Origin of the sequence: Methylobacterium segetis, assembly GCF_004348265.1 — a bacterium.
Classification (GTDB): Bacteria; Pseudomonadota; Alphaproteobacteria; order Rhizobiales; family Beijerinckiaceae; genus Methylobacterium; species Methylobacterium segetis.
Genome location: NZ_SMNT01000086.1, coordinates 1 through 25,236, shown reverse-complemented (window position 1 = coordinate 25,236; position 25,236 = coordinate 1). Strand labels below are relative to the sequence as shown.

Annotated in this window: 28 protein-coding genes; 20 read left to right on the top strand and 8 right to left on the bottom strand. The window is 72.0% G+C overall.

Features of this window, described 5'->3' with window-relative positions; genetic code table 11:
* The 4 genes from E1J50_RS27485 to E1J50_RS19600 all read left to right on the top strand — a co-directional run.
* Positions 1–568 (top strand): hypothetical protein (locus tag E1J50_RS27485; protein ID WP_165937920.1); only part of this gene is annotated, 568 nt, incomplete at its 5' end.
* Positions 569–641: 73 nt separating this feature from the next.
* Positions 642–1,880, top strand: a complete 1,239-nt coding sequence (locus E1J50_RS19610; protein ID WP_132255511.1) for a nuclease — start codon at positions 642–644, stop codon at positions 1,878–1,880.
* 97 nt (positions 1,881–1,977) lie between these two features.
* On the top strand, positions 1,978–2,964 hold the full coding sequence (locus E1J50_RS19605; protein ID WP_132255510.1) for an SPFH domain-containing protein: 987 nt from the start codon (positions 1,978–1,980) through the stop codon (positions 2,962–2,964).
* A gap of 8 nt (positions 2,965–2,972) precedes the next feature.
* Positions 2,973–3,407, top strand: a complete 435-nt coding sequence (locus E1J50_RS19600; protein WP_132255509.1) for an NfeD family protein — start codon at positions 2,973–2,975, stop codon at positions 3,405–3,407.
* A 62-nt stretch (positions 3,408–3,469) separates the two neighbouring features.
* On the opposite strand, the gene E1J50_RS19595 is transcribed toward E1J50_RS19600, so the two are convergent.
* Entirely contained in the window at positions 3,470–6,355 is a 2,886-nt protein-coding gene (locus E1J50_RS19595) for a phosphoenolpyruvate carboxylase (protein WP_132255508.1), read from the bottom strand.
* Positions 6,356–6,561: 206 nt separating this feature from the next.
* Here E1J50_RS19595 and E1J50_RS19590 point away from each other — a divergent pair, with 206 nt between their 5' ends.
* Positions 6,562–6,828, top strand: a complete 267-nt coding sequence (locus E1J50_RS19590) for a hypothetical protein (protein ID WP_132255507.1) — start codon at positions 6,562–6,564, stop codon at positions 6,826–6,828.
* A gap of 29 nt (positions 6,829–6,857) precedes the next feature.
* A complete protein-coding gene (locus tag E1J50_RS19585) occupies positions 6,858–7,610 on the top strand; it encodes a hypothetical protein (protein WP_132255506.1) in 753 nt (250 codons plus the stop codon).
* Positions 7,611–7,668: 58 nt separating this feature from the next.
* Here E1J50_RS19585 and E1J50_RS19580 read toward each other — a convergent pair whose 3' ends face one another.
* A complete protein-coding gene (locus tag E1J50_RS19580; RefSeq protein ID WP_132255505.1) occupies positions 7,669–9,423 on the bottom strand; it encodes a pilus assembly protein in 1,755 nt (584 codons plus the stop codon).
* Between the two features lie 190 nt (positions 9,424–9,613).
* Here E1J50_RS19580 and E1J50_RS19575 point away from each other — a divergent pair, with 190 nt between their 5' ends.
* Together E1J50_RS19575 and E1J50_RS19570 are read left to right on the top strand one after the other, a co-directional pair.
* Positions 9,614–10,054: a cupin domain-containing protein gene (locus tag E1J50_RS19575; RefSeq protein ID WP_132255504.1), complete on the top strand. Its 441-nt coding sequence runs from the start codon at positions 9,614–9,616 to the stop codon at positions 10,052–10,054.
* Between the two features lie 88 nt (positions 10,055–10,142).
* Positions 10,143–10,961 (top strand): DUF1194 domain-containing protein, encoded by an 819-nt coding sequence (locus E1J50_RS19570; protein WP_132255503.1) that lies wholly within the window; start codon positions 10,143–10,145, stop codon positions 10,959–10,961.
* 39 nt (positions 10,962–11,000) lie between these two features.
* Here the strand turns inward: E1J50_RS19570 and phbB are convergent, their stop codons facing one another.
* Positions 11,001–11,729 carry an acetoacetyl-CoA reductase gene (gene phbB, locus E1J50_RS19565; protein ID WP_132255502.1) on the bottom strand — a complete coding sequence of 243 codons (729 nt, stop codon included), beginning with the start codon at positions 11,727–11,729 and terminating at the stop codon, positions 11,001–11,003.
* 129 nt (positions 11,730–11,858) lie between these two features.
* On the bottom strand, positions 11,859–13,043 hold the full coding sequence (locus E1J50_RS19560; protein WP_132255501.1) for an acetyl-CoA C-acetyltransferase: 1,185 nt from the start codon (positions 13,041–13,043) through the stop codon (positions 11,859–11,861).
* A gap of 320 nt (positions 13,044–13,363) precedes the next feature.
* Between E1J50_RS19560 and phaR the strand changes: the two genes are divergently transcribed.
* Together phaR and E1J50_RS19550 are read left to right on the top strand one after the other, a co-directional pair.
* Positions 13,364–13,963 carry a polyhydroxyalkanoate synthesis repressor PhaR gene (gene phaR, locus E1J50_RS19555; RefSeq protein ID WP_132255500.1) on the top strand — a complete coding sequence of 200 codons (600 nt, stop codon included), beginning with the start codon at positions 13,364–13,366 and terminating at the stop codon, positions 13,961–13,963.
* Positions 13,964–14,053: 90 nt separating this feature from the next.
* Positions 14,054–14,296: a hypothetical protein gene (locus E1J50_RS19550; protein WP_132255499.1), complete on the top strand. Its 243-nt coding sequence runs from the start codon at positions 14,054–14,056 to the stop codon at positions 14,294–14,296.
* A gap of 27 nt (positions 14,297–14,323) precedes the next feature.
* Here the strand turns inward: E1J50_RS19550 and rpmF are convergent, their stop codons facing one another.
* A complete protein-coding gene (rpmF, locus tag E1J50_RS19545) occupies positions 14,324–14,512 on the bottom strand; it encodes a 50S ribosomal protein L32 (RefSeq protein WP_003601373.1) in 189 nt (62 codons plus the stop codon).
* 322 nt (positions 14,513–14,834) lie between these two features.
* On the opposite strand from rpmF, the gene E1J50_RS19540 reads away from it, so the two are divergent.
* The 9 genes from E1J50_RS19540 to E1J50_RS19500 all read left to right on the top strand — a co-directional run bounded on the left by E1J50_RS19540 (position 14,835) and on the right by E1J50_RS19500 (position 22,104).
* A complete protein-coding gene (locus tag E1J50_RS19540) occupies positions 14,835–15,227 on the top strand; it encodes a ComEA family DNA-binding protein (protein WP_132255498.1) in 393 nt (130 codons plus the stop codon).
* A 104-nt stretch (positions 15,228–15,331) separates the two neighbouring features.
* On the top strand, positions 15,332–15,958 hold the full coding sequence (locus tag E1J50_RS19535; RefSeq protein WP_132255497.1) for a ribonuclease D: 627 nt from the start codon (positions 15,332–15,334) through the stop codon (positions 15,956–15,958).
* A gap of 228 nt (positions 15,959–16,186) precedes the next feature.
* Positions 16,187–16,918 (top strand): LPS export ABC transporter periplasmic protein LptC, encoded by a 732-nt coding sequence (lptC, locus tag E1J50_RS19530; protein WP_132255496.1) that lies wholly within the window; start codon positions 16,187–16,189, stop codon positions 16,916–16,918.
* The gene (locus E1J50_RS19525) at positions 16,915–17,643 is read left to right on the top strand and encodes an LptA/OstA family protein (RefSeq protein ID WP_132255495.1); all 729 of its coding nucleotides are present in this window, start codon (positions 16,915–16,917) and stop codon (positions 17,641–17,643) included. The genes lptC and E1J50_RS19525 overlap by 4 nt, the downstream gene beginning before the upstream one ends.
* Before the next feature lie 91 nt (positions 17,644–17,734).
* Complete coding sequence (gene lptB, locus E1J50_RS19520) at positions 17,735–18,550, top strand: LPS export ABC transporter ATP-binding protein (protein ID WP_207919249.1); 816 nt, start codon at positions 17,735–17,737, stop codon at positions 18,548–18,550.
* Between the two features lie 262 nt (positions 18,551–18,812).
* Entirely contained in the window at positions 18,813–20,369 is a 1,557-nt protein-coding gene (gene rpoN, locus E1J50_RS19515; RefSeq protein ID WP_132255494.1) for an RNA polymerase factor sigma-54, read from the top strand.
* A 149-nt stretch (positions 20,370–20,518) separates the two neighbouring features.
* Positions 20,519–21,136 (top strand): ribosome hibernation-promoting factor, HPF/YfiA family, encoded by a 618-nt coding sequence (gene hpf / locus E1J50_RS19510; protein ID WP_132255493.1) that lies wholly within the window; start codon positions 20,519–20,521, stop codon positions 21,134–21,136.
* A 151-nt stretch (positions 21,137–21,287) separates the two neighbouring features.
* Positions 21,288–21,755: a PTS IIA-like nitrogen regulatory protein PtsN gene (ptsN, locus tag E1J50_RS19505; RefSeq protein WP_109889695.1), complete on the top strand. Its 468-nt coding sequence runs from the start codon at positions 21,288–21,290 to the stop codon at positions 21,753–21,755.
* A gap of 10 nt (positions 21,756–21,765) precedes the next feature.
* Positions 21,766–22,104 (top strand): hypothetical protein, encoded by a 339-nt coding sequence (locus tag E1J50_RS19500; RefSeq protein ID WP_132255492.1) that lies wholly within the window; start codon positions 21,766–21,768, stop codon positions 22,102–22,104.
* Positions 22,105–22,125: 21 nt separating this feature from the next.
* Here E1J50_RS19500 and E1J50_RS19495 read toward each other — a convergent pair whose 3' ends face one another.
* The 3 genes from E1J50_RS19495 to ftsE all read right to left on the bottom strand — a co-directional run bounded on the left by E1J50_RS19495 (position 22,126) and on the right by ftsE (position 24,785).
* Entirely contained in the window at positions 22,126–22,920 is a 795-nt protein-coding gene (locus tag E1J50_RS19495; protein WP_132255491.1) for a YdcF family protein, read from the bottom strand.
* 216 nt (positions 22,921–23,136) lie between these two features.
* Entirely contained in the window at positions 23,137–24,087 is a 951-nt protein-coding gene (locus E1J50_RS19490) for a cell division protein FtsX (protein WP_132255490.1), read from the bottom strand.
* Positions 24,087–24,785, bottom strand: a complete 699-nt coding sequence (gene ftsE, locus E1J50_RS19485) for a cell division ATP-binding protein FtsE (protein ID WP_132255489.1) — start codon at positions 24,783–24,785, stop codon at positions 24,087–24,089. The genes E1J50_RS19490 and ftsE overlap by 1 nt, the downstream gene beginning before the upstream one ends.
* Before the next feature lie 194 nt (positions 24,786–24,979).
* On the opposite strand from ftsE, the gene E1J50_RS19480 reads away from it, so the two are divergent.
* Positions 24,980–25,236, top strand: a 257-nt coding sequence (locus tag E1J50_RS19480) for an MJ0042-type zinc finger domain-containing protein (protein ID WP_207919248.1), incomplete at its 3' end; no start/stop codon positions are given.

The window sequence follows — 25,236 nt, the reverse complement described above, 5'->3', positions numbered from 1 at the left end:
CGAGCGCGCGGAGCGCCGCCGCCCGCAAACCCACCACGCCCACATCCGCCACGCGCCGCCGCGGCGGCTGGCCGAGACGCCGGCGCCCGCCCCGACCGGCGCACCGGCCCCCGCGACGGATGCGCGGTTCGGCGATTGGGCCGAGTCGGCCCGCCGGCTCGCCGACGACTACGTCGACAGCGTCTCGGGCACGGGCGCGGGTCTTGCCGCGACGGCGCCGCGCTTCTACGCCGAGCAGGTGCGCTTCCACGGCCGCCTGATGTCGCTGCCGGCCCTCGTGGCGGAGAAGCGCCGCTTCGCGCGCCGCTGGCCCGACCGGCGCTACGAGTTGCAGCCCGGCACGACGCGCACGGCCTGCAACGCTTCCGCCGCCACCTGCGTCGTGAGCGCGGTCTTCAGCTTCCAGGCGCGGAACCCGGGGACGGGGGCGCTGTCGCAGGGCGTGTCCGACCTGACGCTCGAAGTCAGCTTCGCGGGCGGGCGGCCGGTCATCGTCTCGGAGTCGAGCCGCGTCCTGCGCCGCGGCGCCACACTCAGCGCGGGACCCGCCGCGACGGGCCGCGGATGAGGCGGCCGGTACCCATGAGCGAGGATCCGCGTTGACGGTGTCGGAGGCCGCAGAGGTTTTGAACGAGCGCCCGGTGCCAGAATCCGCGTCGAGCCTGCCCACCGCCGACGAGCGGGAGCGGTTGCGCGGGCGCATCCGGGCCGCGATCGAGGCCGCGCGCCCGCAGCCGGTGGCCCTGCGCACCCTGGAGCTTCTGGCCCAGGCCGCCGTGGAGCCGGACCCCTCGGCGGCGGGCTACCGGGTCGTCGACCCGAGGACCGGCGCGACGCGGCTGCGCGAGCCCGCGGAGGAGGGCAAGGCCGGCTCCGCCGCCGACGCACCCTTGAGCCTCGACGATCTCGTGGCGGACCTGAAGCGGCGCCACCCCGCGCTGTTCCTGCCGGAGCCCGTGCCCGACCTCTCCGCCGCCCGGAATGCGGGGGAGGGGGCCGCCGAGCCGGGCGCGCCCGCCGATCCCGAGGGCTCCGACGTCCGGGCGGCGACGGCCCGCTTCGTCGAGACGCAATCCGCCCTCGCGAAGTCGCTCGTCGCGAGTTCCTCGGCGCGCGGGCGAGCCCTGGCCACGCGCCTCGGGACCTCGCTCGGCGCCCTTCGCGGGCGCCTCGACAGCCAGCGGCCGGCGCGCACCGAGGCCGAACCGCTCTCGGCCACCGGTGAGGCCGTGCCCGAGACCCTACCGCCGGAGCCGGCCGGCAGCGCGTGGCGCGAGCGCCTGCAGCGCGCCCGCGAGCGGCTCGGCGACGCCCTCGCCTCGGATGACGGCACGGGCCGCCGCCGCTACCTCGCCGCCGGCCTCGCGGCCGTGATCCTCGCGGTCGGCGCGGCCGTCCTCGTGACGAGCCGCCCGGATCGTCCCGGCCCGAACGTCACGGGCGCGCGCACCGAATCCGCGACCGATCCGGGGGGCGGGGCGGCGCCCGCGCCCGGGGCTTCCGCCGAGCCCGAGAGCCGGGCGGCCGCGGGCGAGGCGCCCGCAAACCCGGCCCCCGCCAACCCGAACGAGATCAGCGGCCCCGCCGAGGTGATCGACACCGCCACCCTGCGCGTCGGCGGCACGCTGGTGCGCCTGTTCGGCGTCGAGTGGGTGCGCGGCGGCCAGGCCGACGACCTCACCCGCTATCTCGCCGGGCGCGCCGTCACCTGCCTGCCCGTGACGGGCAGCCAGAACGTGCTCTGCCAGGTCGAGGGGCGGGACCTCTCGGAAGTCGTCCTGTTCAACGGCGGCGGCCGGGCCTCGCCCGAGGCGACGCCGGATCTCGTCGCGGCCGAGGATCACGCGCGCAGCGAGCGTCTCGGCGTCTGGAAGCGCTGAGGCGCCATCCCGCCTCCCCCTCGCACCGCCCCTTGCGGAACGGCGCCGCCTCCGCCTCAATGGCCCGCGACAGGAGCGGATGTCCGGGGGGCGGAGCATGGATCTCTCGATCGGCCTGAGCGCCGTGGCGGTGGCGCTCGCCGTGCTCGTCATCGTGACGCTCGCCATCGGCATCAACATCGTGCCGCAGGGCTACGTCTACACGGTGGAGCGGTTCGGGCGCTACGCGCGCAACCTCGAGGCCGGGCTCGGGCTCATCGTGCCGTATGTCGAGCGGATCGGCCGGCGCGTGAACATCATGGAGCAGGTCATCGAGGTGCCGAGCCAGGAGGCCTTCACGCGGGACAATGCCGGCGTCACCATCGACGCGGTGGTGTTCTACCAGGTGCTCGACGCGGCCCGCGCCTCCTACGAGGTCTCGAATCTCGAGGTCGCGATGATGACGTTGACCATGACGAACATCCGCACCGTGGTCGGCTCGATGGACCTCGACCAGCTCCTCTCGCACCGGGACGAGATCAACGAGCGGCTGCTGCGGGTGATGGATGCCGCCGCCTCGCCCTGGGGCGTGAAGATGACCCGCATCGAGATCAAGGACATCGTGCCGCCCGCCGATCTCGCGGGCGCCATGGCCCGCCAGATGAAGGCCGAGCGCGAGAAACGCGCCTCGGTCCTGGAGGCGGAAGGCCAGAAGCAGGCCGAGATCCTGCGGGCGCAGGGGCGCAAGGAGGCGACGATCCTGGAGGCGGAGGGGCGGCGCGAAGCGGCCTTCCGCGATGCCGAGGCGCGCGAGCGCGGCGCCGAGGCCGAGGCGAAGGCGACCGCGATGGTGAGCGAGGCGATCGCCCAGGGCGACCTCGCGGCGGCGAATTTCCTCGTCGCCGAGAAGTACGTGGAGGCGGTGCGGGCCATCGCCACCGCGCCGAACCAGCGCGTCGTGGTGGTGCCGATCGAGGCGGCCGCGCTCGCGGGCACCCTCGGCGGCATCGGCGAGATCACGCGGGCCGTGTTCGGAGGGGAGGGGGCGCCGCCGCGCTCCCGCTCCGGGCTGCCGCCGAGCGCCGGCACCGTCCCGAAGACGTGAGCACCCCGATGCTGAGCCAGCTCACGGCCGAGATCGGACCCGCCTGGGCCTGGATCCTCGCCGGCCTCCTCTTGATGGGCACGGAACTCGCGCTGCCGGGCGTGTTCCTGGTCTGGCTCGGGCTCGCCGCGCTGCTGACCGGGCTGCTGGCAGCCCTCGTGACCCTGCCCTGGCAGGCGCAGCTCCTCGTCTTCGCCGGGCTCGCGGTGGCGAGCGTGGCCCTGGCGAGCCGCCTCGCCAAGCGGCCGATCTCCGGCCTCAACCGGGCGGATCGCGGCCTGATCGGGCGCGAGGGCATGCTCACGACGGCGATCGTCGGCGGCACGGGCACGATCTGTTTCGACGACACCCTCTGGCGCATCACCGGCCCCGATCTTCCGGCCGGCACCTGGGTCCGGGTCACGGGGATGACCGGGACGATGCTGACGGTGGCGGCGGTGTGAGGGCTGCCGGCCGCGCCGTGCCCCCGCGGGAGCGGGGGCGCGTCGCGGATCCTGCGCGTGCCTTACCCGAACGCCCCGACCTCGTGCTGGATCATGCCCGAGATCTCGCGCACCTGCGCGAACATGCGGCCGATCGGCTCGAACAGGCCGGTATGCTCGGCCTCGTAGGTGCCGACGTCGCGGGGGCCTGCCGGCTCGCCGAAATTCAGCCCGAGCGTCGGATCCGGGGTGATCGGGAAGATCTCGGCGAGCAGCGTGAGGCAGCCGTCGATGTCGAGGCGCAGGAAGCGCTCGAGCAGCTGCTCTCGGGTCACGCCGGCCTGGGGGCGGAAGCCCGGGATGTGGACCGCCAGGAACCAGATCCGGTGGATCAGGGCGAGGCGGATCGCGTGGAGCAGGGTGAGGCGCACCGACATCTTGCCGAGATCGGGGGCGGCTTGCTGCAGGCTCAGCCAATCCGTGGTGAGGCGCCCGAACAAGCGCCGCAGATTCGGGGCGAGATTGAGCCGGTCGAGGGCGCCCGCGATGATCACGAGCTCTTCGCGCCGCGTGTCGCGCTGCGTGCGCCGCGCCCGCTCCAGCCAGACCGCCGGATCGAGGGTGTCGATATAGGCGCGCAGCACGTCGAGGTCGCCGACGCTCGCCGCGTGCTGGACGAGGCGGAAGGCTCGGGAGAAGCGCACGGAATCCCGCCGCATATCCCGGAACAGGTCCGGCGCCCGGCCCGCCGCGCGGCCCATCCCGTGCAGCGAGTTCGCGAGATAGCCGAGCTGGTGCAGGATCGCGTTGTTCGGGATCGCCCGCATCTGGCGCGGATGCGTGATCATGGCGGGGCCGCCCGAATCCGACTGCCGGACGACGGGGCGCGAGCCCGTGCGGTCGATCAGGCTCGGGCCGAAGGTGCCGAGCAGCGCCGCGTAGCCCGGGTCGTCGACGAGCGCCTCCATGTCCTGGCGCACCACCGTGAAGAACTCGGTGGCGAAGTCGGCCTCGGCGTAGACGGGATCGTCCGCCTCGTCGGCCCCGCTCCGCGGGTCGGAGAGCACGTAATCGGCGAATGTGTCGTCGTCCGCGACGTCGAGGGCGAAGACGTGCTCGGCGATCCGGGCGACGCTGGCCCGGGCGAGGGGAGCGGTCCCGAACATCAGGTAGCCGTCCGAGCCCTGGAAGCTCGATTCGAGGCGCACCCCGATGCCGGCCGCGCGGTTGCGGCGGCGCGCATCCTCCGGCGCGAGATAGGCGAGGCGGTCGCGCAGGGAGGAGGGGTGGGCGCCCCGGCCGATCGACTCGCCGTGCGTGTCGAAGATGACGAGTTCGACGCCCCCGAGATCGTTCTGCACGAGAAGCTCGGTGAGGCGCAGGCGCAGCCGCTCGATCCAGAAGGTCGCGGCGAGCTGGCCGACGTAGCGGCCGGAATCCGAGTAGCCGAACTGCACGGCGAGGCGGCCGATCCGCTTCAGGTACTGGCGCCAATGCGGGTTGCGCAGCGCGTCGTCGAGGACGCGGATGCCCTGCTCCAGCGCCGAGGCTGTCTCGAAGAGCGGCGTGATCTCGACCTTGTCGCTGATCCCGTAATGGCGCGCGAGCCAGAGGGCGGCGAGCAGCGTGTAGCCCGTCTCGGTCTCCGCGATCAGGAAGCGCACGGGATGCGTGCCGTCGACGTGCTTGAGGATCTGCGCGATCGTCATCATCAGGCGCGCCGCCGAGGCGCGCTCGGCCGCGAGCGCCCCGAAATCGACGGCGACGGGCTGCACGTCGTTGAGCAGCGTGTGGATCGTGGCGAGGTGCGAGCGCCGCTGCGCGGCATCCGTCGGCTCGCCGTCGAGGTCGATCACCCGGCGCACCGCGTTGTGGATCTGCGAGGCGTTGAGCCGGAAGTGGGGCAGGGCGTTCGAGAGCCCGTGCGTCGCGATGCCCGAGCGCAGGATCGCGATGCTGCGCCGGTCGGCGTCGTCGTCCGTCGCCGTGATCGCCGCGGCGAGGCCGGCGAGCAGCGCCCCCGCATCGGTCTGGGCCCGCTCGCGCTCGATGATGAGCGCCAGCGCGAAGCGGTGCACGGCCTCGAGCGAGGGCTGCGTGCCGAGGCGCGGCGCCACGGCGAGCTGGCGGCTGACCGCCGAGAGGGCATTCCCGGTCAACTCGCGCACCACCCGGGTGGCGGGGATGTCGGGCAACTCGCGCGCGACGCGCTCCAATTGCATCCGCTTGGATTCGAGCCGGTAGCGCAGGGTGTCCCACCAGCCGATGTCGGTGCGCCCGTCCGTGTCGCAGCCGACCCAGCTCGCGATGGCGAAGGGGCGCGGCACGAGCTCGGTCCAGCGATCCGGCCAGCGCTCCCGGGCGGCGTCGAGGAGGGCGCCGTTGAAGGCGTCCAGCGCGGCGCGGCCGTGATTGGCCGCGATGCAGGCCTGCTCGAACTCGCCGTCGAGGGTGATGACGGGATCGGGGCGCGTCGAGAGCGCCGCCGCCTCGGCGATGACCGGTTCCCGCGCCGGCGCGCTGCCCTCGCTCGCGGCCGCAGCGATCAGGGCCGCCACCGCTTTGGGCATGCCGAAGGTCGGGTGGGCCGTGAACACGACGGCGAAGGCGGTGCGCCCCACGAGATCGCGCAGCGTCTCGAAATCGCCGGGACCCTTCGGGATCGCGGCAACGAGGCGGGCCGGCATCGCCGTGTCCGCGCCGAAGCCCGCATCGCCCTCCAGCCCGACATAGGCGCGCAGGCGCGCCGCCCGCTCCCCGAGCGACTGCTCCCGCAGGCGCACGAACAGGGCGTCGAGATCGCCCGCGCCGATCTCCCCCCGGTCGAACCGGCGCGTGATCGCGAGCGTCACGGCGAGGACGGGATTGCGGAACGGATCCTCCTTCGCCTGCTCGCGGGAGGTCTCGATCAGGCCGAGGAGATGGGCCTCGAGGTCCTCGGGCGTGCGGGTGGTCTCGTCCGTGCGCATGGATCGGCCTTCGGGCATCGGGTCGCTCACGCGGGTCAAAGTCGGCTCGCCCGTCTTCTCGTCGCGTGCGGGGGCCGACGCAAGGACCGTTCCGTCACGGCCAAGCCGCGCTCGGAGCAGGGCTGGCATACCAGAGACGGGGTTCCCACGCGCGGTGATGCAACCGTGCTCGCCTTGGGGTAACGCTGGGCGGCGCAGGAAAGCCTATGGAAACCATCCTGATCCTGGCCGCCGTGGCGGCCCTGGCGATCGCCGGCACGATGGCCGCCGCGATGATGGCGCGCGGCCGGCGTCCGCCGCTCCGCCTGCCGAACGATCCCGACGACGACGACGAGCCGTTCGTGCTCGGCGGGGTGGGCAGGCGCGAGAGCCCGATCGACCGCTCGGCGCCCGTCCTCGATCTGGAGCCGATCGAGCCGGGCCGAGAGGCGGACGCACACCGGCCCCGCCGGGGCCCGGGCGAGGGACGATGACGCGGACACGGGGAGCGGAGCGGGACGTCGTGACAGGATTCATCCGCGCCAAGCTGCGCGCCAAGCTGCGCGCCAAGCTGCGCGCCAAGCTGCGCGCCAAGCTGCGCGCCGAGAGGCGCGCCGGCTCGTCGGCCTGGGCGCTGCTCGCCCTGATCTCCGCCGGCCCGGCGCTCGCACAGACCGCGCTGCCGGCCGCGCAGGCACCCGAGCCCTGCGGGGCGCGGGCGGCCCGCTACGAGGGCCCGAAGAGCTTCGCGCTCTACGTCACGCGCAAGGGACGGGCGGAGGTGGAGAACCCCCTGCGCCCCCTGACGCCCGAGGTCACGCAGGTGCTGCAGGTGGTGATCGGCAACAAGCTCGCGACGGCCTACGGGCCGGACCTCGCCGCCCTGCGGCGCGGCAGTTCGCCCGGCGTGCTCGAGGCGCAGCTCGGCGGCCCGATCCGCTGGGAGCCCTCCCTGCCCCTCCTGCCGGACCCGATCACGATCGTCTCCGAGGCCGGCGAGACGCTCGCGAGCCTCGGCTTCCGCGGTTGCGCGGACGCACCCGCCGTGACGGTGCCTCAGGAGGCGAAGGCGAAGAATCCGGGCAAGGGCAAGGGCCAGCCTGTGCCGCGCGCCGCGGCCAAGGCCGAGGAGGCGGCCGGCGCGGACGGGGCCAAGACCGAGGAGGCCGCCCCGCCCAAGGCACGACCCCGCGAGAAGGCCGTGGCCAAGCCCGCCCGGACGCCCCCGCAGGCGCCTCCGGGCTTCGGCCTGCCGCAGGGAGCGATCGCCGAGTAGGGGCCGGCGATCGCCGAGTAGGGGCGCAGATCGCGGTCGTCCCGCGGCCTGCCGGCGCTCACTGGGTCAGGCGGAGCGCGCCGATCGAGGTCGCGATCTGCCGGAAGGCGCTGACCAGGGCCGTCGAGTCGTTGGCGACGAAGGCGTGGGTGTTGGTCGGCTTGCTGGCGCAGCCGGCGAGCAGGTCGATGCCCTTCTGGTCGATCTTGTCGCTGTCGATGCTGAACCCGATCGTGAAGGTCTCGATCGGCGCGGGCAGCTTGGCGATGTTGTCGCAGGTCGTCTTGGTCAGCGTGTCCATCGCCGCGCGGGCGCTGTCGCTGTCGGTCGGATTGGCGATCGTGGCGGGGAAGCGCGAGGTGGCGGTGCCGTCGGAGGCCTTGGTGTCGTTCGCGTTCACGAAGAAGCCGAAGCTGCTGTAGAACGACTGGTTGATGCTGTAGGGATTGTACGGGTTGTCGTTCCAGGAATTGAACCCGTCCGTCATCAGGATGAGGATCTTCCGGGAATTGGGCTTGGTATAGCTGACGCCGTCGGCCAGCACGCTGTTGGGCGACAGGGCCCGCCAGCCCCAGATCAGGCCCTCCTGGATGTTGGTGGCCCCGTTCGCCGTCAGGCTGTCGATCTTGTTGCGCAGTGCCGTCATGTCGGTGGTCAGCCGCAGCATCGGCTGGCTGGTGCAGCCGTAATTCGGGCCGTTCGCCACGGTCGTGCCCGCGGCGGCGCGGAAATAGGTGTCCGACGGGCTCACGTACTTGCACAGGCGCTTCTCGGCCGTGACCGCGTCGCCTGGGTCGCCCTGGCAATTGTTGGCGTTCGTCTTGTCGCCGAGATAGCTGTTGTAGCTGTATTGCACGTAGGCGCGGTAATACGAGCTGTAGGTCGATTTCTTGCCCGAGGCGTAGCCGGTCGCGACCGCGTCCTGGGCGGTGCCCGGCTCATCGGGGGCGAGCATCGGGACGTAGTAGCTGTCGCCCTTGCTGGCGTCGAAGCCGCCGTCGCTGACGTTGAGGGGGTAGGGCAGCGACTCGAAGCAGCCGCCCCATCTCCAGCTCGAATACTTCTTCTTCAGCGAGTCGAAGATCTCGAGCCGGCTCTTGAAGATGGTCTTGTCGACGTCGAAGTTGGTCCAGTGGAGCGAAGACTTGGCGTCCCGGTCCACCCACGCCGCCCCGTCGGTCGTCGTCGCGTCGAGGGCCACCGCCGAGGCGAAGGGGACGATGGCGATGCGGGTGTTGGTCGAGAAGGACGGATTGCTCGCCACGAAGTCGAGGAAGTCCTTGGCCGCCTTCCGAAGGGCTTCCATCTTCGAGACGCCGCCCTTGTCCGCGCGGTCCATCGAGCCCGTCGTATCGAGCACGAGGGCGATCTCGAAATCCTGCGGCACGGGCGCGGCGCAGCGCGCCGAGGCGGAGACGGGCATCGCGCTCTCGAAGGGCGTTGCGCCAAAATACTTGTAGATCCTGCCGAAATAGGTCGTCGACGGCACCAGCGACCGCATCTCGATCTGGCGGGGATCGGAGGCGATCTTGAAATCCTTGTCGGGCAGGGTGACGGCGTCGCTCGCCATGTAGCTCTTCATCCAGGTGAGCGCCTTGCTCCTGATGTCGGCATCCGCGGTCGCCTTCGGCAGCTGGCACAGGCGCAAAGCCGTGGCATCGGTCGCGGCCTGAAGGCGGGCGCGCACGAGGCTCGCTTGGCTGTAGTCGATCGCCGCTCCGGTCATCGCCAGCACCGGCAGCAGGGAGAGGCCGAACATGATCGCGACGTTTCCGCGCTGGTCCGTTCGGAGACGGGCGTGCCACAGCGGCATGGTAGATCCTCGGTCGAAAGCGCAGTGGTTCTCCTTCGAAGTGAACACAAATTTGCTGATGATGCGTCAGTAAGCGTGGTTAAGGATAGTTCGAGTGCTTTGCGCAGCGATCGGAAGGTCCGAAATTTTACAGGTCCTTAAGCTTTCGGCCGCCGTTGCGCCAAAAATCAGGATTGCAGGAGGTGCGAGAATGTCCGGATCGATGACGGCGGCGCAGATGATCGCGGCGCGTTCCCTTCAGCCCCATCCCGAGGGCGGCCATTACCGCGAGACGTTCCGGGACCCGCGCACGATCGAGGGCCGCTCGGCCGGCAGCGCGATCTACTATCTCCTGGATGTCGGCGAGACCTCGGCCTGGCACCGGGTCGATGCCGCCGAGATCTGGCACTGGTACGCGGGCGCTCCCCTCGTCCTCACGGTCAGCCCGAACGGGCACGACGCGACCGCGCGGCACCTCGGGCCGGACATCGCCCGGGGGCAACGACCGCAGATCGTGGTGCCGGCGGGTCACTGGCAGACCGCGACGAGCCTCGGCGCCTGGACGCTCGTGGGCTGCACGGTCTCGCCCGCCTTCCGGTTCGAGGGGTTCGAGATGGCCCCGCCGGATTGGCGCCCGACCCCGCGGGGCTGAGGCGGCCCGGGCTTGCGGGGGATCGGCCGAGTCTCGACAATGGCGCGAGGCCGCCCGAGAGCGGCCCGTGGGAAGGGCGAGGGGCGGCATGGGGAGTGGGATCCGACAGCGCGAGGGCGCGGCCCGATGGGCCAGCCGGCGCGCCGCCCTCGTCCTCGCCGCCGGGCTCGCCGGGCTCGCGCCGGCGGCAGCGGTCGAGGAGAGCGTCGCCACCGCCCTCGTCGTGTCGGTCGACGTCTCGCAATCCGTCGACGAGGACCGCTTCCGGCTGCAGATGGAGGGGATCGCCGAGGCGCTGGAGGACCCGTCGGTGCTCGCCGCCATCACGGGCAATTCCGGGGGCATCATGTTCGCGATGGTGACCTGGGCCGACAAGGCCAGTCTCGCCGTCGGCTGGCGCCGGATCGCGAGCCGCCGGGAGGCGGCCGCCGCGGCCGCCCTCGTCCGGGCCGTGCCGCGTCAGGCCGGGGATTTCACCTGTCTCGGGCAGATGCTGCGCACGGTCGGCGCGAACGTGCTGCCCGCCCTGCCGGTCGCGGCCGACCGGGTGGTGATCGACGTCTCGGGCGACGGCATCGACAATTGCACCGATGTCGAGGCGATCCACGCCGAGCGCGACGCCCTCGCCAGGGGAGGCGCCACCATCAACGGCCTGCCGATCCTGGTGCCCGGCGAGAACGACGTGGTGGGGGCGGGCGCCTTCCGCTCGCCGGGCTACGGCCTGCGCGCCCTGCCGATCGGGCCGCAGGGCGGTGAGACAACCCTCGACCGCTGGTACCGGGACCACGTGCTCACCGGTCCCGGCGCCTTCCTGCTCGCCGCCAGGGGCTACGGCGATTTCGCCCGCGCCCTGCGACAGAAATTCGTCCTGGAGATCAGCGCGCTCGAGCCCGAGCGCGCGAAATGACGGGGAGGGGGCCGGGCGCCCGGCCCCCCGGCCGCCGGATCAGGTGAAGTACTGGCCGCCGTTGATCGTCAGGGTCGAGCCGGTGATGAAGCCGGAATCCTCGGCCGCGAGGTACTCGACGGCGCGGGCGATCTCCTCGGCCTCGCCGAGGCGGCCCGCGGGAATCGTCGAGATGATCTTGTTGCGGATGTCCTCCGGCACGGCCATCACCATCTCGGTGGCGATGTAGCCCGGCGCGATCACGTTGACGGTGATGCCCTTGGAGGCGCTCTCCTGCGCCAGCGCCTTGGCGAAGCCGATCACGCCCGCCTTGGCCGCCGAGTAGTTGGTCTGGCCGGCCTGGCCCTTCTGGCCGTTGATCGACGAGATCAGGATGATGCGCCCGAAGCCGCGCTCCCGCATGCCCTCGATGAGGGGGCGGGTGCAGGTGAACATCGAGTCGAGGTTGGTGCGGATCACCGCCTGCCACTTCTCGAAGCTCATCTTGTGGAAGGCGCCGTCGCGGGTGATGCCGGCGTTGTTCACCAGGATGTCGATCGGGCCGACCTCGGCCTCGATCTTCCTGATGCCTTCCTCGCAGGAGGCGAGGTCGCCGACGTCGAACTTGAAGACGGGGATGCCGGTCTCGGCCTTGAAGGCGTTGGCCGCCTCGTCGTTGCCGCCGTAATTCGCGGCCACCTTGTAGCCCTTGGCCTGGAGGCCCTTCGAGATGGCGGCGCCGATGCCGCGCGTCCCGCCCGTGACGAGGGCGACGCGTTCCTGAGCCATGGTTTCCTCCTGATGTTCTTATGAAGACTTCGGATGGCGCATTCTGCCGCCCGGACGGGCCGGCCGCACGCCAATAAAATTGCGGCGGGCCTCAAGAGGTTTTGAGGCCCGCGCGGGGAGCGTGCCGGCTCAGGGGCGCTCGACGCACATAGCGACGCCCATGCCGCCGCCGATGCAGAGGGTGGCGAGGCCGCGCTTGGCGTCGCGCCGCTTCAGCTCGTGCAGGAGCGTGACGAGGACGCGGGCGCCGGACGCACCGATCGGGTGGCCGATGGCGATGGCGCCGCCGTTGACGTTCACCTTCTCGTCGTCCCAGCCCATGTCCTTGTTGACCGCGAGCGCCTGCGCCGCGAAGGCCTCGTTCGCCTCGATCAGGTCGAGGTCGGAGGGCTTCCAGCCCGCCTTGTCGAGGGCCTTGCGGGAGGCCGGGATCGGGCCGGTGCCCATGATCTTCGGGTCGACGCCGGCGGTCGCCCAGGAGACGATCTTGGCGAGCGGCTTGAGGCCCCGGCGCTCGGCCTCGGAGGCCGACATCAGCACGATCGCGGCGGCGCCGTCGTTGAGGCCGGAGGCGTTGCCCGCCGTCACCGTGCCGTCCTTCGAGAAGGCGGGCTTGAGCTTGGCCATCGCCTCGGGGGTGGCGCCGTCGCGGATGTACTCGTCGGTATCGACGATGGTGTCGCCCTTGCGGCCCGGCACCGTGACGGGGACGATCTCCTCCTTGAAGCGGCCCTCCTTGCGGGCGGCCTCGGCCTTGTTCTGCGAGCGGGCCGCGAACGCGTCCTGCTGCTCGCGGGTGAGCTGGAAGGCCTGGGCCACGTTCTCGGCGGTGGTGCCCATGTGGTAGCCGTTGAAGGCGTCCCAGAGGCCGTCCTTGATCATCGTGTCGACGAGCTTGACGTCGCCCATCTTCTGGCCGCCGCGCAGGTACTGGGCGTGGGGCGAGAGCGACATGGATTCCTGGCCGCCCGCGACGATGACCTTGGCGTCGCCGCTGGCGATCTGCTGCATGCCGATGGCGACGGTGCGAAGCCCCGAGCCGCAGACCTGGTTGAGGCCCCAGGCGGTGGCCTTCTCGGGGATGCCGGCGGCGATGGCGGCTTGCCGGGCCGGGTTCTGGCCGGCGCCGGCGGTGAGCACCTGGCCGAAGATCACCTCGTCCACCTCGTCCGGCGAGACGCCGGCGCGCTCGAGCGCCGCCTTGATCGCGACCTTGCCGAGTTCGTGCGCCGGCACGCTGCCGAACGCACCGCCGAAGGAGCCGACCGGGGTGCGCGCCGCACCGACGATCACGATCTCTTCGCTGCCTGCCATCTGACGTTCTCCTCTCGCGGCCGGCGCTGCTTGGAGCTCTCTGGGTTTCGCGCGCTCTGATGCCGTTCTCCGGATGAAAGCCTTGGGCCAGATGAAGTCAAGCAGGCGATGCGGAGGGCGGTGACGGACCCGCAGGATTGAACACGCTTGGAATGGAACGCCGCCGGCATTATTCTGCGGGGATGAGCAGGAAATTGCTGTTTTCGTCGGCGGGCGAAAGTCTTAAGGTCGGTGCGGGCGCGTCCGGAGCGCCCTGTCTCGATGCGCGCGCCTTGAACGAGGGCGGCGCCGGCAGGTACGGGTCGGGAGAGGCCGCACAGATGGCGGAAAACGGTAAGGCGCATCAGACCGTCATCAAGAAATACGCCAACCGGCGCCTCTATCACACCGGCACCTCGACCTACGTCACCCTGGAAGACCTCGCCACCATGGTGCAGAGCGGCGAGGATTTCGTCGTCTACGACGCGCGCTCGGGCGACGACATCACCCGCTCGGTGCTCACGCAGATCATCTTCGAGCAGGAGAACAAGGCCGGCGAGGACAACCTCCTGCCCGTCGCCTTCCTGCGCCAGCTGATCCGCTTCTACGGCGACAGCATGCGCACGATGGTGCCGAGCTTCCTCGAATTCTCGATGGCGAACTTCGCCCGGGACCAGGACGGCCTGCGCGAGAAGCTGTCGCAGAGCTTCGGCCCCTCGGCGTTCCAGCACGCCCTCGAGGAGCAGGTGCGGGCCAACATGAACTTCTTCGGCGACGCGATGAAGATGTTCACGAATTTCGGCGCCGGAGCCCAGGGGGCGGCGGGGGTCCCGACGACCGCGCAGCCGCCCGCGGCCGTGCCGCCCGGCAGCGACCTCGACGACCTCAAGCGCCAGATGGCGGAGATGCAGCAGCGGCTGGAAGCGCTCGCCAAGAAGTAGGGCGCGGGCGGCCCCGGAACGGTTGACGAACCGTTAACGCCGGCTCCACCCTTGCAACATCCGCGTTGGACCACGCGGAGGGCAGGGCCGATGGCGCAGGGTGAGACGGATGAGTGTCCCGAAAGGGAACGCGCCGAGCCGAACGGCTCGCACGCCCTGACGATCGGGGCCCCGCAGGGCACGGCCCATGCGGGAAGGCCCGCGCGCCGGCCGCTCGCGGGCTTCGTGGCACAGCTGATCGTGAGCGAGGATCCGCGCCTGCACCCGTCGCGGGCGGAGCGGACCCGGAAGGCCGCGGCGCTCTACGCGGAGGCCGCGCGCAGGCGGGCCTGAGGCCGCGCCTGGCGGAGCCGAGGCGTCTCAGGCCTCGGCCGACTTCACCTTGAGGACCTGACGGCCGCGGTACATGCCGGTCTTCAGGTCGATGTGGTGGGGACGGCGGAGCTCGCCCGAATCCTTGTCCTCGACATAGGTCGGGGCCTTGAGGGCGTCGGCGGAGCGGCGCATGCCGCGCCGCGAGGGGGAGGTCTTTCGCTTCGGAACGGCCATGGCGGGATCCTGCTTATGCCAAAGCGGCGCCCGGGCGGCTCCCCCGTCTTGTCGGCGGATCGCCTCGCGCACCGTCGTCAAACGGAGATTCGAGGGCGCGCTTATAGCCGCCCGCACCCCGTCTGGCTAGAGCCGTCTCGCGGGCGCGGCAAGGAGAGGATGCCGGAGGGGCGCGTCGGGATGTCCGGTCCGCGACGCTCGGACGGATCACGGGGATCGGAGCGGTGAACGCCTCATTAAGCGCGGGTTCAAGCCGGCCGCTCTAGCTCTCTGGACTGCCGATGCGGCCGAACGGGCCGTCACGGCGCCGGGAGATCCCGCCATGACCACGTCCCTTACCACCGCGTCCCTGGTGCGCGGCCTCGCCCTCGCATTCTGCCTCGCCGCGGCCCCGGCGCTCGCCCAGTCGCCGGCGCCCGCGACGCCCACGAAGCCGAGCCCGACGGCGCCGGCCGCGCCCGCCACTCCCACGGCGCCGGCGAAGCCCAGCGCTCCCGTGGCCGGCGCGCCGAACGCCGCCAAGACCGCCTTGGTCGACCTCAACAGCGCCAGCGCCGAGGAACTCGACGCCCTGCCCGGCATCGGCGCGGCGCGCTCGGCCGCGATCATCAAGGGCCGCCCCTACAAGGGCAAGGACGAGCTCGTGTCCAAGAAGATCATCCCGCAGACCGTCTACGAGGGCATCAAGGACAAGGTCATCGCCAAGCAGAAATAGGCGGTGGCCGCCCCGCCCGGCCCGCCTCCCGCGGGCCGGGCTTGCGGGCGGGAGGCGCGGATGATAGGCGGCGAAAACCGCTTGTCCCCCAAAGACCTGACCTGATGCCCGCCTCACCGACCATCCGCGTCCATCGCGGCGACCTGCCGGCCGACTACGAGGCGGGCCCCGCCATCGCCATCGACACCGAGACGCTGGGCCTCAACCCCCATCGCGACCGGCTCTGCGTCGTGCAGATCTCCCGCGGCGACGGCAGCGCCGACGTCGTCCAGATCCTGCCCGAGGGGCCGGCGCCCGAGGTGCTGCAGCGGGTCCTCGCCGACCCGGGCGTCCTCAAGATCTTCCACTTCGCCCGCTTCGACCTCGCGGTGCTGTTCCAGTATCTCGGCGTGATGCCGGTGCCGGTCTACTGCACCAAGATCGCTTCGAAGCTCGCCCGCACCTACACGGACCGGCACGGGCTCAAGGACGTCGTGCGCGAACTCGTCGGCGTCGATCTCTCGAAGCAGCAGCAATCCTCCGACTGGGGGGCGGAGGCCCTGAGCCAGGCTCAGGTCGAGTACGCGGCCTCCGACGTGCTCCACCTGCACGCCGCCCGCGCCCGTCTCGACGCGATGCTCGCCCGCGAGGGCCGCACAGACCTCGCCCAGGATTGCTTCGACTTCCTCCCGACCCGCGCCCGGCTCGACCTCGCGGGCTGGGCCGAGATCGACGTCTTCGCCCATTCCTGAGGAGGGCGGCCGGGGCGTGCGGCGACGCACATCGCCACGGGAGAACGGGATGCTTCCTCCCGCAACCGCGCGTCATGGTTGAACATTCGGAAACGCTCAGGCCATAACTTCGCCACCGGCCGGGCGCATCCGGCTCCCGCCGATGCAGGGTGAGTCTGCTGCGCGGCGGGAAACGCGCGTGAGGCAGCCCGGACCGTGATCAGCCGGGCGCATCCCTTCGGGAAAGTCATGCCAGTGGTCGAGGCCGTCGAGACGAGGGAGACCGCGAGCGGCGAGAGCGCGCGCCGGAGGCGGGCGCATGCCCGCGCGCGCAACCACAGCGCCCGGGTGCGCTGGCTGCGGCTCGTCATCCCGGTGGCGACGGGCGGGGCCGGGCTCTTCCTCGCCGCGGCTCTCCTCAATCCCTTCGGCGGCGCCGTGCCGGCCGTCTCGGTCGGCCCGGTGAGCCTGACGGGCAGCAAGGTCAAGATGGAGAACCCGCGCCTCTCGGGCTTCCGCAAGGGCGACCGGGGCTACGAGGTCACGGCGGCCGCGGCCCTCCAGGACATGCGTCGGCCGAGCCTGATCGAGCTGGAGGCCATGCGCGGCCACATCGCCACCGACGACAAGGGCGGCATCGCCCGGCTTGAGGCCGCGACCGGCCTGTTCGACACCGGCCGCGAGGCGCTGACGCTGGAGAAGGACATCCGGCTCTGGACCGACAAGGGCGAGGAGATCCGGCTGCGCTCGGCCGCGGTCGATTTCAAGGCCGGAACGGTGAAGTCGCGCGAGCCCGTCACCGTGACGGTGCCGAGCGGCTCGGTGACCGCCGACAGCCTCGACGTCGTCGATAACGGCAAAGTGATCTCCTTCGTCGGCAACGTGCGCACGCTGTTCCAGGCCCCCGAGAAGGACACGGGCGAGACGGGCGGCGCCCGTATCCGCACCTCGGCGGCCGAGCCCGCGGACGGGCGCCGATGAGGCGGCACCTTCCCCTCGCGCTCGCGGCCCTCCTCGCCGCCGGGCTGGCTGCCGGGCCGGCCCTCGCCCAGAAGCCCGCCGCCCCCACGGCCCCGGCCGCGCCCCGCAAGGAGAGCGCCGCGCCGCTCGGCGCCCTCGGCGGCGGCGGCAAGGACCCGATCAAGATCGACGCCGACCGGCTCGACGTGTTCGACCGCGAGAACAAGGCGGTGTTCGCCGGCAACGTCGTGGCGGTCCAGGGCGACAGCACCATCCGCTGCTCCAGCCTGACCGTGCACTACAAGCGCGGCAAGGAGGCGAAGAAGGCGGACGATGCGCCCGGCGAGGAGGCGGCCGAGAAGCCCTCGATGGCCGAGAACGGCATCCAGAAGGTGGAGTGCGCCGGCCCCGTCACGGTGGTGCAGAAGGATCAGGTCGCCACCGGCGACAACGCCGTGTTCGACCAGACCGCCCGCCGCATCGTGCTGACCGGCAACGTCGTGCTCAGCCAGTGCCAGAACGTCACGCGCGGCTCGCGCCTCGTCTACGACATGGGCACGGGCCGCGCCAACATGGACCCCGTCGCGGGCGGGCGCGTCTCGGCCCTGTTCGTCCCGGGCGAGAAGGCCGACGCCAAGGGCGGTGCCAAGGGCTGCCCCCCGCCGCCGAACCTCGCCAAGCCGGCCGCCAAGCCCGCCGAGGGCGCCGACCAGCCCGCCGGGAAGGCGCGGGCCCAGGCTCCGTGATCCCCCCTTGAGCGCCTCGACCCTTCCCCTCGAGCCGGCCCAGGTCCTGCGGCCGCCCGCCGACCGGCGCGCTGCGGGCGCTGCCGCGCGGGTGCGGGGCCCCTCGCTCCTCGGCCGCCTCCTCGGCCGCGGGCGGACCGCGCCGGAGACGGGCGCCGACGGCGCGCCCGCCGCCGAGGGCGGCCCCGGCATCCTCTGCGTGCGGGGCCTGCGCAAGAGCTACGGCAGCCGCACCGTGGTGCACGAGGCGGGGCTCACCGTGCACAACGGCGAGGCGGTGGGGCTGCTCGGGCCGAACGGGGCGGGCAAGACCACGATCTTCTACATGATCACCGGTCTCGTCTCGGCCGACCAGGGCCACATCACCCTCGACGGGATGCCGATCACCCACCTGCCCATGTACCAGCGGGCGCGGCTCGGCATCGGCTACCTGCCGCAGGAGGCCTCGATCTTCCGCGGGCTCACCGTCGAGGACAACATCCGGGCGGTCCTCGAAGTGGCGGAGCCCGACCGGAAGGAGCGGGCCCGCAAGCTCGACGCGCTGCTCGAGGAATTCGACATCACGCGCCTGCGCAAGTCGCCCTCCATCGCCCTGTCGGGCGGCGAGCGGCGGCGCTGCGAGATCGCCCGGGCGCTCGCCTCCTCGCCGAGCTTCATGCTCCTCGACGAGCCCTTCGCCGGCATCGACCCGATCGCGGTCGGCGACATTCAAGACCTCGTGAAGCACCTGAAGCAGCGGGGCATCGGCGTCCTCATCACCGACCACAACGTCCGCGAGACGCTGGGGCTGATCGACCGCGCCTACATCGCCCATTCGGGCCGGATCCTCACCGAGGGCACGCCCGAGGAGATCGTGGCCAATCCCGAGGCGCGCCGGCTCTATCTCGGCGAGGATTTCCGCCTCTAGGATCGCGATCCCGTTTCGCGACGGGGGCGCGTTGATCGCGATCATCCCGCGGCTACGCCCGCACACCACGCGGAAAGCAATCTGCCGGACACTCCGACTGTGCCGTCGCGGCCACGGCGGAATGCCGCGACGCGTCATGCGCGATCACGCTTTGACGCGCCCGGGCACTGGGTCTAGATCTGGATCTCGGGAAAGAAGCAAGAAACGTGCCGCCCCTCGCGGCAGGGATCTGCACGTCGCATCGGAGAATCGGGGCTTCGCGATGAGTTTGCTGCAACGGCTGGAGATGCGCCAGGGTCAGGCCCTGGTGATGACGCCGCAGCTCCTGCAGGCCATCAAGCTGCTCCAACTCTCCCAGCTCGACCTCGCGGCCTATGTCGATGCCGAGCTGGAGCGCAACCCCCTCCTGGAGCGCGTCGACGGCGAGGGGCACGAGACCCCCGAGGCGACCTCCGATACGGCCTTCGAGGGCCGAGAGGGCGGAGAGGCCGCGGACGGGGAGGGCGGCGAGCCCGAATCCTGGCTCAGCCAGGACCTGAACCCGAGCCGCAGCGAGATCGAGGGCGATTTCGACACGCGCCTCGACAACGTCTTCCCCGACGAGAACCCGAGCCCGGCCCGCGAGGCGGCCTCCGGCGACATGCTCTCGCTGACGCCCGCCCCCTACGGCAATACCGGCGGCAGCTTCGACGGGGAGGCGCCCGATTTCGAGGCGACGCTCACGGCCGAGACGTCGCTGCGCGAGCATCTCGCCGCGCAGCTCGATCTCGCCACCCGCGATCCCGTCGAGCGCCTGATCGGCGGGTTCCTGATCGACGCGGTCGACGAGGCGGGCTACCTGCGGGACTCGATCGACGCGGTCGCCGAGCGGCTGGGCACGAGCCTCGACACGGTGGCCCGGATCCTCAAGCTCGTCCAGGGCTTCGATCCGGCCGGCGTCGCGGCGCGCGACCTCGCCGAGTGCCTCGCGATCCAGCTCCGCGAGAAGGACCGGTTCGATCCCGCGATGCAGGCGCTCGTCGCCCGCCTCGACCTCGTCGCCAAGCGCGACTTCCCGGCGCTGCGCCGGCTCTGCGGCGTCGACGACGAGGACCTCGTCGAGATGCTGGCCGAGATCCGCCGCCTCGATCCCAAGCCCGGGCGCGCCTTCGGCGGCAGCGCCGTCGAGGTGCTGATCCCGGACGTGTTCGTGCGCGCGGCCCCGGACGGCTCCTGGCTCGTCGAGCTCAACGGCGAGGCGCTGCCCCGGATCCTCGTCAACCAGAGCTACTATGCCCGCGTCTCGAAGGGCTCGGTGGCCGAGGGCGACAAGGCGTTCCTCTCCGAATGCCTGCAGACCGCGAACTGGCTGACGCGCAGCCTGGAGCAGCGGGCGCGCACCATCCTGAAGGTCGCCACCGAGATCGTGCGCCAGCAGGACGGCTTCTTCGTGCACGGGGTCACGCATCTGCGCCCCCTCAACCTGAAGACCGTGGCCGAGGCGATCGGCATGCACGAGAGCACGGTCTCGCGGGTCACCTCGAACAAGTCGATCGGCACGAGCCGCGGCACGCTGGAGATGAAGTACTTCTTCACCGCGGCGATTCCGGGCGCGGCGGGCGCGGCCGCCCATTCCTCCGAGGCGGTGCGCCACCGGATCAAGCAGCTCGTCGACGGGGAGACGCCGAGCGACGTGCTCTCGGACGACGCGCTCGTGCAGAAGCTGCGCGACGAGGGCGTGGACATCGCCCGCCGCACGGTGGCGAAATACCGCGAATCCCTGCGGATTCCCTCCTCGATCGAGCGGCGGCGCGGAAACTTCGCCCCGGCCCTGCGCTAGGTCCCTGACTCGGTCCTGCGCCCCGTCCTTGGCTTGGCCCTTCGCTCGGCCCTTGGACCCGGCGGGCCCGGACGGCTTCGGCGCGCGTTGACTTCTGAAGGCGGCAATCCTTAAGTCGCGGGCAACCACATCGAGAGACCGGAGGAATCATGGGGTCATTGCGCGTCACAGGCCATGGCCTGGACCTCGGCGAGGCCCTGCGCGGGCGTGTCGAAGAGCGGATGGCCGCCACCCTCTCGAAATACCTCGACAGCCACATGAACGGGACGTGCTCCGGGCACGTCACGCTGCGCCGCGACGGCACCGCCTACCGGACCGATTGCGTGCTGCACCTCGTCTCGGGGCTCACGATCGAGGCCTCCTCCGCCGCCCACGATGCCCGCGCGAGCTTCGAGCAGACGGCCGACCGGCTGGAGAAGCGCCTGCGCCGCTACAAGCACAAGCTCAAGGACCACGGCGCCGCCGAGCATAACGGCGCCACGGTCGAGGCGGCCTACGCCGTCTTCGCCGCGCCCGTGGAGGACCCGGAGGAGGAGGTCCACGAGGACGTTCACGAGGAGGGGGAGGGCGCGGCCCACCCGCCGGTCGTGGCCGAGAGCACCAAGACCCTCAAGCGCCACTCGGTCAGCGAGGCGGTCACCGCCCTCGACATGACGGGCGCGCCGGTCCTCGTCTTCGTTCACGCTGGCACCGGGCGCATCAACGTCGTATATCGGCGCAGCGACGGAGCGATCGGCTGGGTCGATCCGCCCGACGCCGCGTCCTGAAACCGACGCGCGGGAGCGAGGCCGGAACCGGCCTCGGACACCGCTCATTGACCAAAGGGCCGGACGAGTCCGGGCAAGGGGCCGGGCCCGCGGTACCAAACTCACTGCGCGGGGTCCGGAGCGGACCCGGCCGACGGGGCAGCGGTCCTCCATGTCAGTGCTGGAATTCCTGGATCCGAATTCCGTGATGCCGTCGCTACGCGCCCGCGCCAAGAAGCAGGTCCTGCAGGACCTGAGCGCCCAGGCCGTGCGCCGCCTGCCCGCCCTCGACGAGCGGGAGGTGTTCGAGACCCTGCTGCAGCGCGAGCGCCTCGGCTCGACGGGCATCGGCGACGGCGTCGCGATCCCGCACGGCAAGCTGCCGGGCCTCGACCGGTTGTTCGGCCTCGTCGCCCGCCTGGAGCGGCCGGTCGATTTCGAGGCGCTCGACGGGCAGCCCGTGGACATCGCCTTCCTGCTGCTCGCCCCCGAGGGCGCGGGCGCCGACCATCTGAAGGCGCTGGCCCAGGTCGCCCGCATCCTGCGCGAGCCCGGCATGCTGGAGCGGATCCGCGCCGCCCGCGACGCGAGCGCCCTCTACGCGCTCCTGACCCACACCTCCGCCTCGCAGGCCGCGTGAGAGCTCTCCCTTGACCCGACCGCTCCTCCGCCGCGCGGGCGCGCTCGCCGCCCTGCTCGTCCTCGCCGCCCCGGCCGCCCGCGCCCAGGGCGGGGACACGGCCTGCCCGCGCGACCTCCTCGTCGCCCAGTCCATGCAGCGGCAGGCGATCGACCAGCTCGAGCAGGCCGAGGGCGACGACGCCTCCCGCTGCCGGATCTGGCGCCGCCACGTCGAGACGATGCGGCGGGTCGCGAGCGTCTACGGGCGCTGCCTGTCGGGCGGCGAGCGCACGGAGCGGCTCGCCCAGGTCCAGGGTTCGGAGAAGGAGTTCGGGGGCCTGATCAAGACCCGCTGCCGGGGGATGTGAGCGGACCCGGCGGGCCGGTGGTCAGTCCAACCCGCGCGGGATGGGCTCGGCGACCATCTTCACGGGCTTGCCGCGGCCGATGATCACCGCCGCGTGGGAATATTCCGGATCGGCCTCGAAGCGCGTCCGCAGCCAGGCCACGAGGAACTTCACGTATTCTGCCGCGAGCAGCCGGGCGGCCGGCGGGTGCTGCCACCAGCGGCCGGCGTCGAAGCCCTCCGCCACGACGGGGTGGGGCACCACCCGGTCGCTGCCGGTCAGGGCGTGGTCGAGCTCGATCAGGGTGCGCGGCATGTGGTAGTTCGAGGTCACCACGGCCACGGTGTTGAAGCGGTTCCGCTGCATCCAGCGGCGGGTCTCGATGGCGTTGCCGATCGTGTTGCGCGCCCGGTAGTCGAGGTCGACGCAGCACTCGATCCAGTAGCGCTGGCTCGGGTTGAGGCGGGCGATCTCGTCGCGGCTGGTGCGCTCGTTGACCCCCGTGATGAGGAGCCGCCGGCCGTAGCCGCCCGCGAGGAGGTCGATCGCCTCGCCGATGCGCTCGGCGCCGCCCGTCAGCGCGACGATCCCGTCGGCGCGGCCCGGCGGCACCCGCTCGGTGCGCTCGAGGCAGGCGACGAAGGCGAGGAAGCCCGTGAGCAGCGAGACGCAGCCGAGGCCGCCGAACCCGAGGAGAACCGTCGCGACGAGGCCCCGGCGCGGCGCGGGCGCCGCGGCGGCCGGGCGGCGGGCCGACCGGCCTGCCGTGGCCCGGCCCGCTTCCTGCCAGGCCCAGCCGAAGGCCTCGGCCGGCCTCATGTCGGGAACGCGTGGCATCCGCGGGCTCATACTCCCAGACCATAGCGCCGATTGCGGCGCCGGAGAGGCAAGTATTCCGCTCCTCCAAAGGTTCACAAAGGGTTAACGATCCCCGCAAGCCCGTAGGCCCGCGGAGGAATCGCGCCCGCGGGCGGCTCGCGCGTGCGGGCCATCTGCGGGAACGAACCACGTGCGGGACCGAACCACGTGCGGGAACGGATCCCCGGGCTCCCCTCAGGCCAGGAAGCGCCGCACCGTGAGCCGGGAGACGATGCCCGTGACGATGGAGGCGATGACCCCGATGAGGAGCACGCTGGCATAGCCCCGCCAGCCGATGTGGAAGGCGCCGAACAGGGCCTCGATCTCGTCGCCCGCCGGCCCCGAGCGCCAGGCGCGGGCGACGAGGCCGGCGAGCGCGAAGACCGCGAGCGCGAGGCCCGCCCCGATGGCGCCCCCGCGCAGGCCCAGCCCGAAGAAGCGGCGCTGGAAGGCCCGGGCGATGTAATCGTCGTCCGCGCCCACGAAGTGGAGCACCTCGACCACCTCGCGGTTGCCCGCCATCGCGCCCCGCGTCGCGAAGGCGACCGCGAGGCCCGTCGCGATCAGGACGAGGGTGACGATGCCGATTCCGGCCCCGACGAAGGTCGTCGCCATGGTCGAGAGCCGCTGCTGCCAGAGGGCGTGGTCGTCGAGGCTGGCGACGCCCGGCAGGGCCTCGCCGAGCGCCGCGCGCAGGTGCTTGAGGTCGGGCGCCGGGGTGTCGCCGAGCTTCAGCGTGATGAGGCGCGGCACCGGCAGGTCCGACAGGTCGAGGCCGCTGCCGAGCCAGGGTTCGAGCAGGCGCTCGGCCTCGGCCTTCGAGAAGACGCGGGTCGCCCGGATGCCGGGCTCGGCCTTGGCGAGCGCCTCCGCCCTGGCGATGTCGGCGTCGATGTCGCGGCCGGGGCCGGGGCGGACCTGGATCGTCACCTCCTGGGCGACCGCGCCCTGCCACTGCTCGGCGCTCGAGGCGACGATCTCGGCCGCCCCCGCGCAGAGGGCGGCGAGGAAGGTGAGGATGGCGATGACGGCGGCGAGCGAGCGGCTCGCGGCCGAATCCGTCGGGACCAGCGGCGCGTTCCGGCGCAGGGTCGGGGGCAGGGCGGGCTCGATGGCCGGAGCGGCCGGGTTCGGGGAGGCGGCCATCAATCCTCGATCCGCAGGCGTCCCTGCCCCAGCACCATCCGGCGGGTCGGGAAGAGCTCCATCAGCCCGAAATCGTGCGTGGCGATGATGACGGAGGTGCCGAGCTTGTTCAGCTCCACGAAGAGCCGCAGGAGCCGGCGGCCGAGTCCGGGATCGACGTTGCCGGTCGGCTCGTCGGCGAGCAGGAGTTCGGGCCGGGCGATGAGGGCGCGGGCGATGGCGGCGCGCTGCTTCTCCCCGCCCGACAGGAGCGGGGGCAGCACGTGCATGCGCTCGCCGAGGCCCACCCAGCGCAGCAGCTCGACCACCTCCGCCCGGTAGCTCGTCTCGGCGCGGCCCTGGACGCGCAGCGGCAGCGCCACGTTCTCGTAGGTGGTCAGGTGGTCGAGGAGCCGGAAATCCTGGAACACGACGCCCATGCGGCGGCGCAGGCCCGTCAGCGCCTCGCTGGAGATGCCGCTCACCTCCTCGCCGAAGACCGAGACGAGGCCCCGCGTCGGGCGCACCGAGAGCAGGATCAGGCGCAGGAGCGTGGTCTTGCCCGCGCCCGAGGGGCCGGTGAGGAACTGGAAGGAGCGCGGCGCGATGCGGAAGCTCACGTCCGAGAGCACCTCCGGCCCAAGGCCGTAGCGCATCCCGACATTCTCGAACTGAACCACCGGCTCCTCGGCGCCGGAGAGGAGGCTGCCTGTCTTCACCCGTTCGCCCGCCCCCTGGTGCCTGCCTGCGCGTCCCGTGGATTGACCCCGCGGGGCGCGGATTTTCAAGCCCCCGTGCCGACCGCACCCTCGGGCCGCGGCTTCACCGGGGATTAACCCTGTGCCGCGAGAACCATGTGCGTGGATTCTGAACGGGCGGCAACCGCCGATTCGGGGCCGGAGGCCCCACACCCCTGCTGATCGTCTGCCCCGCCTGCGCGAGCGAGTACCGGATCGAGGCGGACCGCGTCGGGATGGAGGGCCGCTCGGTGCGCTGCGCGGCCTGCCGCGAGGCGTGGTTCGTCAGCCCCGCCGACGTGCTCGCCGGGCGCAGCGCCGAGCTCGAGGCGGAGTGGGAGGCCGCCGCCTCGCCGACGGGGTCCGGCCCCGAGGCCGGCGCGCCCGCCGGGGGGCCGATCGTCGAGAACGTGCCGCCGCGCCCGGCGCCGAA

Bases quoted from the DNA above. Each gene is read 5' to 3' on its own strand.
- E1J50_RS19605 (WP_132255510.1), top strand. From the start codon at position 1,978: ATGGATCTCTCGATCGGCCTGAGCGCCGTGGCGGTGGCGCTCGCCGTG.
- E1J50_RS19600 (WP_132255509.1), top strand. From the start codon at position 2,973: ATGCTGAGCCAGCTCACGGCCGAGATCGGACCCGCCTGGGCCTGGATC.
- E1J50_RS19595 (WP_132255508.1), bottom strand. From the start codon at position 6,355: ATGCGCACGGACGAGACCACCCGCACGCCCGAGGACCTCGAGGCCCAT.
- E1J50_RS19590 (WP_132255507.1), top strand. From the start codon at position 6,562: ATGGAAACCATCCTGATCCTGGCCGCCGTGGCGGCCCTGGCGATCGCC.
- E1J50_RS19580 (WP_132255505.1), bottom strand. From the start codon at position 9,423: ATGCCGCTGTGGCACGCCCGTCTCCGAACGGACCAGCGCGGAAACGTC.
- E1J50_RS19575 (WP_132255504.1), top strand. From the start codon at position 9,614: ATGTCCGGATCGATGACGGCGGCGCAGATGATCGCGGCGCGTTCCCTT.
- E1J50_RS19570 (WP_132255503.1), top strand. From the start codon at position 10,143: ATGGGGAGTGGGATCCGACAGCGCGAGGGCGCGGCCCGATGGGCCAGC.
- phbB (WP_132255502.1), bottom strand. From the start codon at position 11,729: ATGGCTCAGGAACGCGTCGCCCTCGTCACGGGCGGGACGCGCGGCATC.
- E1J50_RS19560 (WP_132255501.1), bottom strand. From the start codon at position 13,043: ATGGCAGGCAGCGAAGAGATCGTGATCGTCGGTGCGGCGCGCACCCCG.
- phaR (WP_132255500.1), top strand. From the start codon at position 13,364: ATGGCGGAAAACGGTAAGGCGCATCAGACCGTCATCAAGAAATACGCC.
- E1J50_RS19550 (WP_132255499.1), top strand. From the start codon at position 14,054: ATGGCGCAGGGTGAGACGGATGAGTGTCCCGAAAGGGAACGCGCCGAG.
- rpmF (WP_003601373.1), bottom strand. From the start codon at position 14,512: ATGGCCGTTCCGAAGCGAAAGACCTCCCCCTCGCGGCGCGGCATGCGC.
- E1J50_RS19540 (WP_132255498.1), top strand. From the start codon at position 14,835: ATGACCACGTCCCTTACCACCGCGTCCCTGGTGCGCGGCCTCGCCCTC.
- E1J50_RS19535 (WP_132255497.1), top strand. From the start codon at position 15,332: ATGCCCGCCTCACCGACCATCCGCGTCCATCGCGGCGACCTGCCGGCC.
- lptC (WP_132255496.1), top strand. From the start codon at position 16,187: ATGCCAGTGGTCGAGGCCGTCGAGACGAGGGAGACCGCGAGCGGCGAG.
- E1J50_RS19525 (WP_132255495.1), top strand. From the start codon at position 16,915: ATGAGGCGGCACCTTCCCCTCGCGCTCGCGGCCCTCCTCGCCGCCGGG.
- rpoN (WP_132255494.1), top strand. From the start codon at position 18,813: ATGAGTTTGCTGCAACGGCTGGAGATGCGCCAGGGTCAGGCCCTGGTG.
- hpf (WP_132255493.1), top strand. From the start codon at position 20,519: ATGGGGTCATTGCGCGTCACAGGCCATGGCCTGGACCTCGGCGAGGCC.
- ptsN (WP_109889695.1), top strand. From the start codon at position 21,288: ATGTCAGTGCTGGAATTCCTGGATCCGAATTCCGTGATGCCGTCGCTA.
- E1J50_RS19495 (WP_132255491.1), bottom strand. From the start codon at position 22,920: ATGCCACGCGTTCCCGACATGAGGCCGGCCGAGGCCTTCGGCTGGGCC.
- E1J50_RS19490 (WP_132255490.1), bottom strand. From the start codon at position 24,087: ATGGCCGCCTCCCCGAACCCGGCCGCTCCGGCCATCGAGCCCGCCCTG.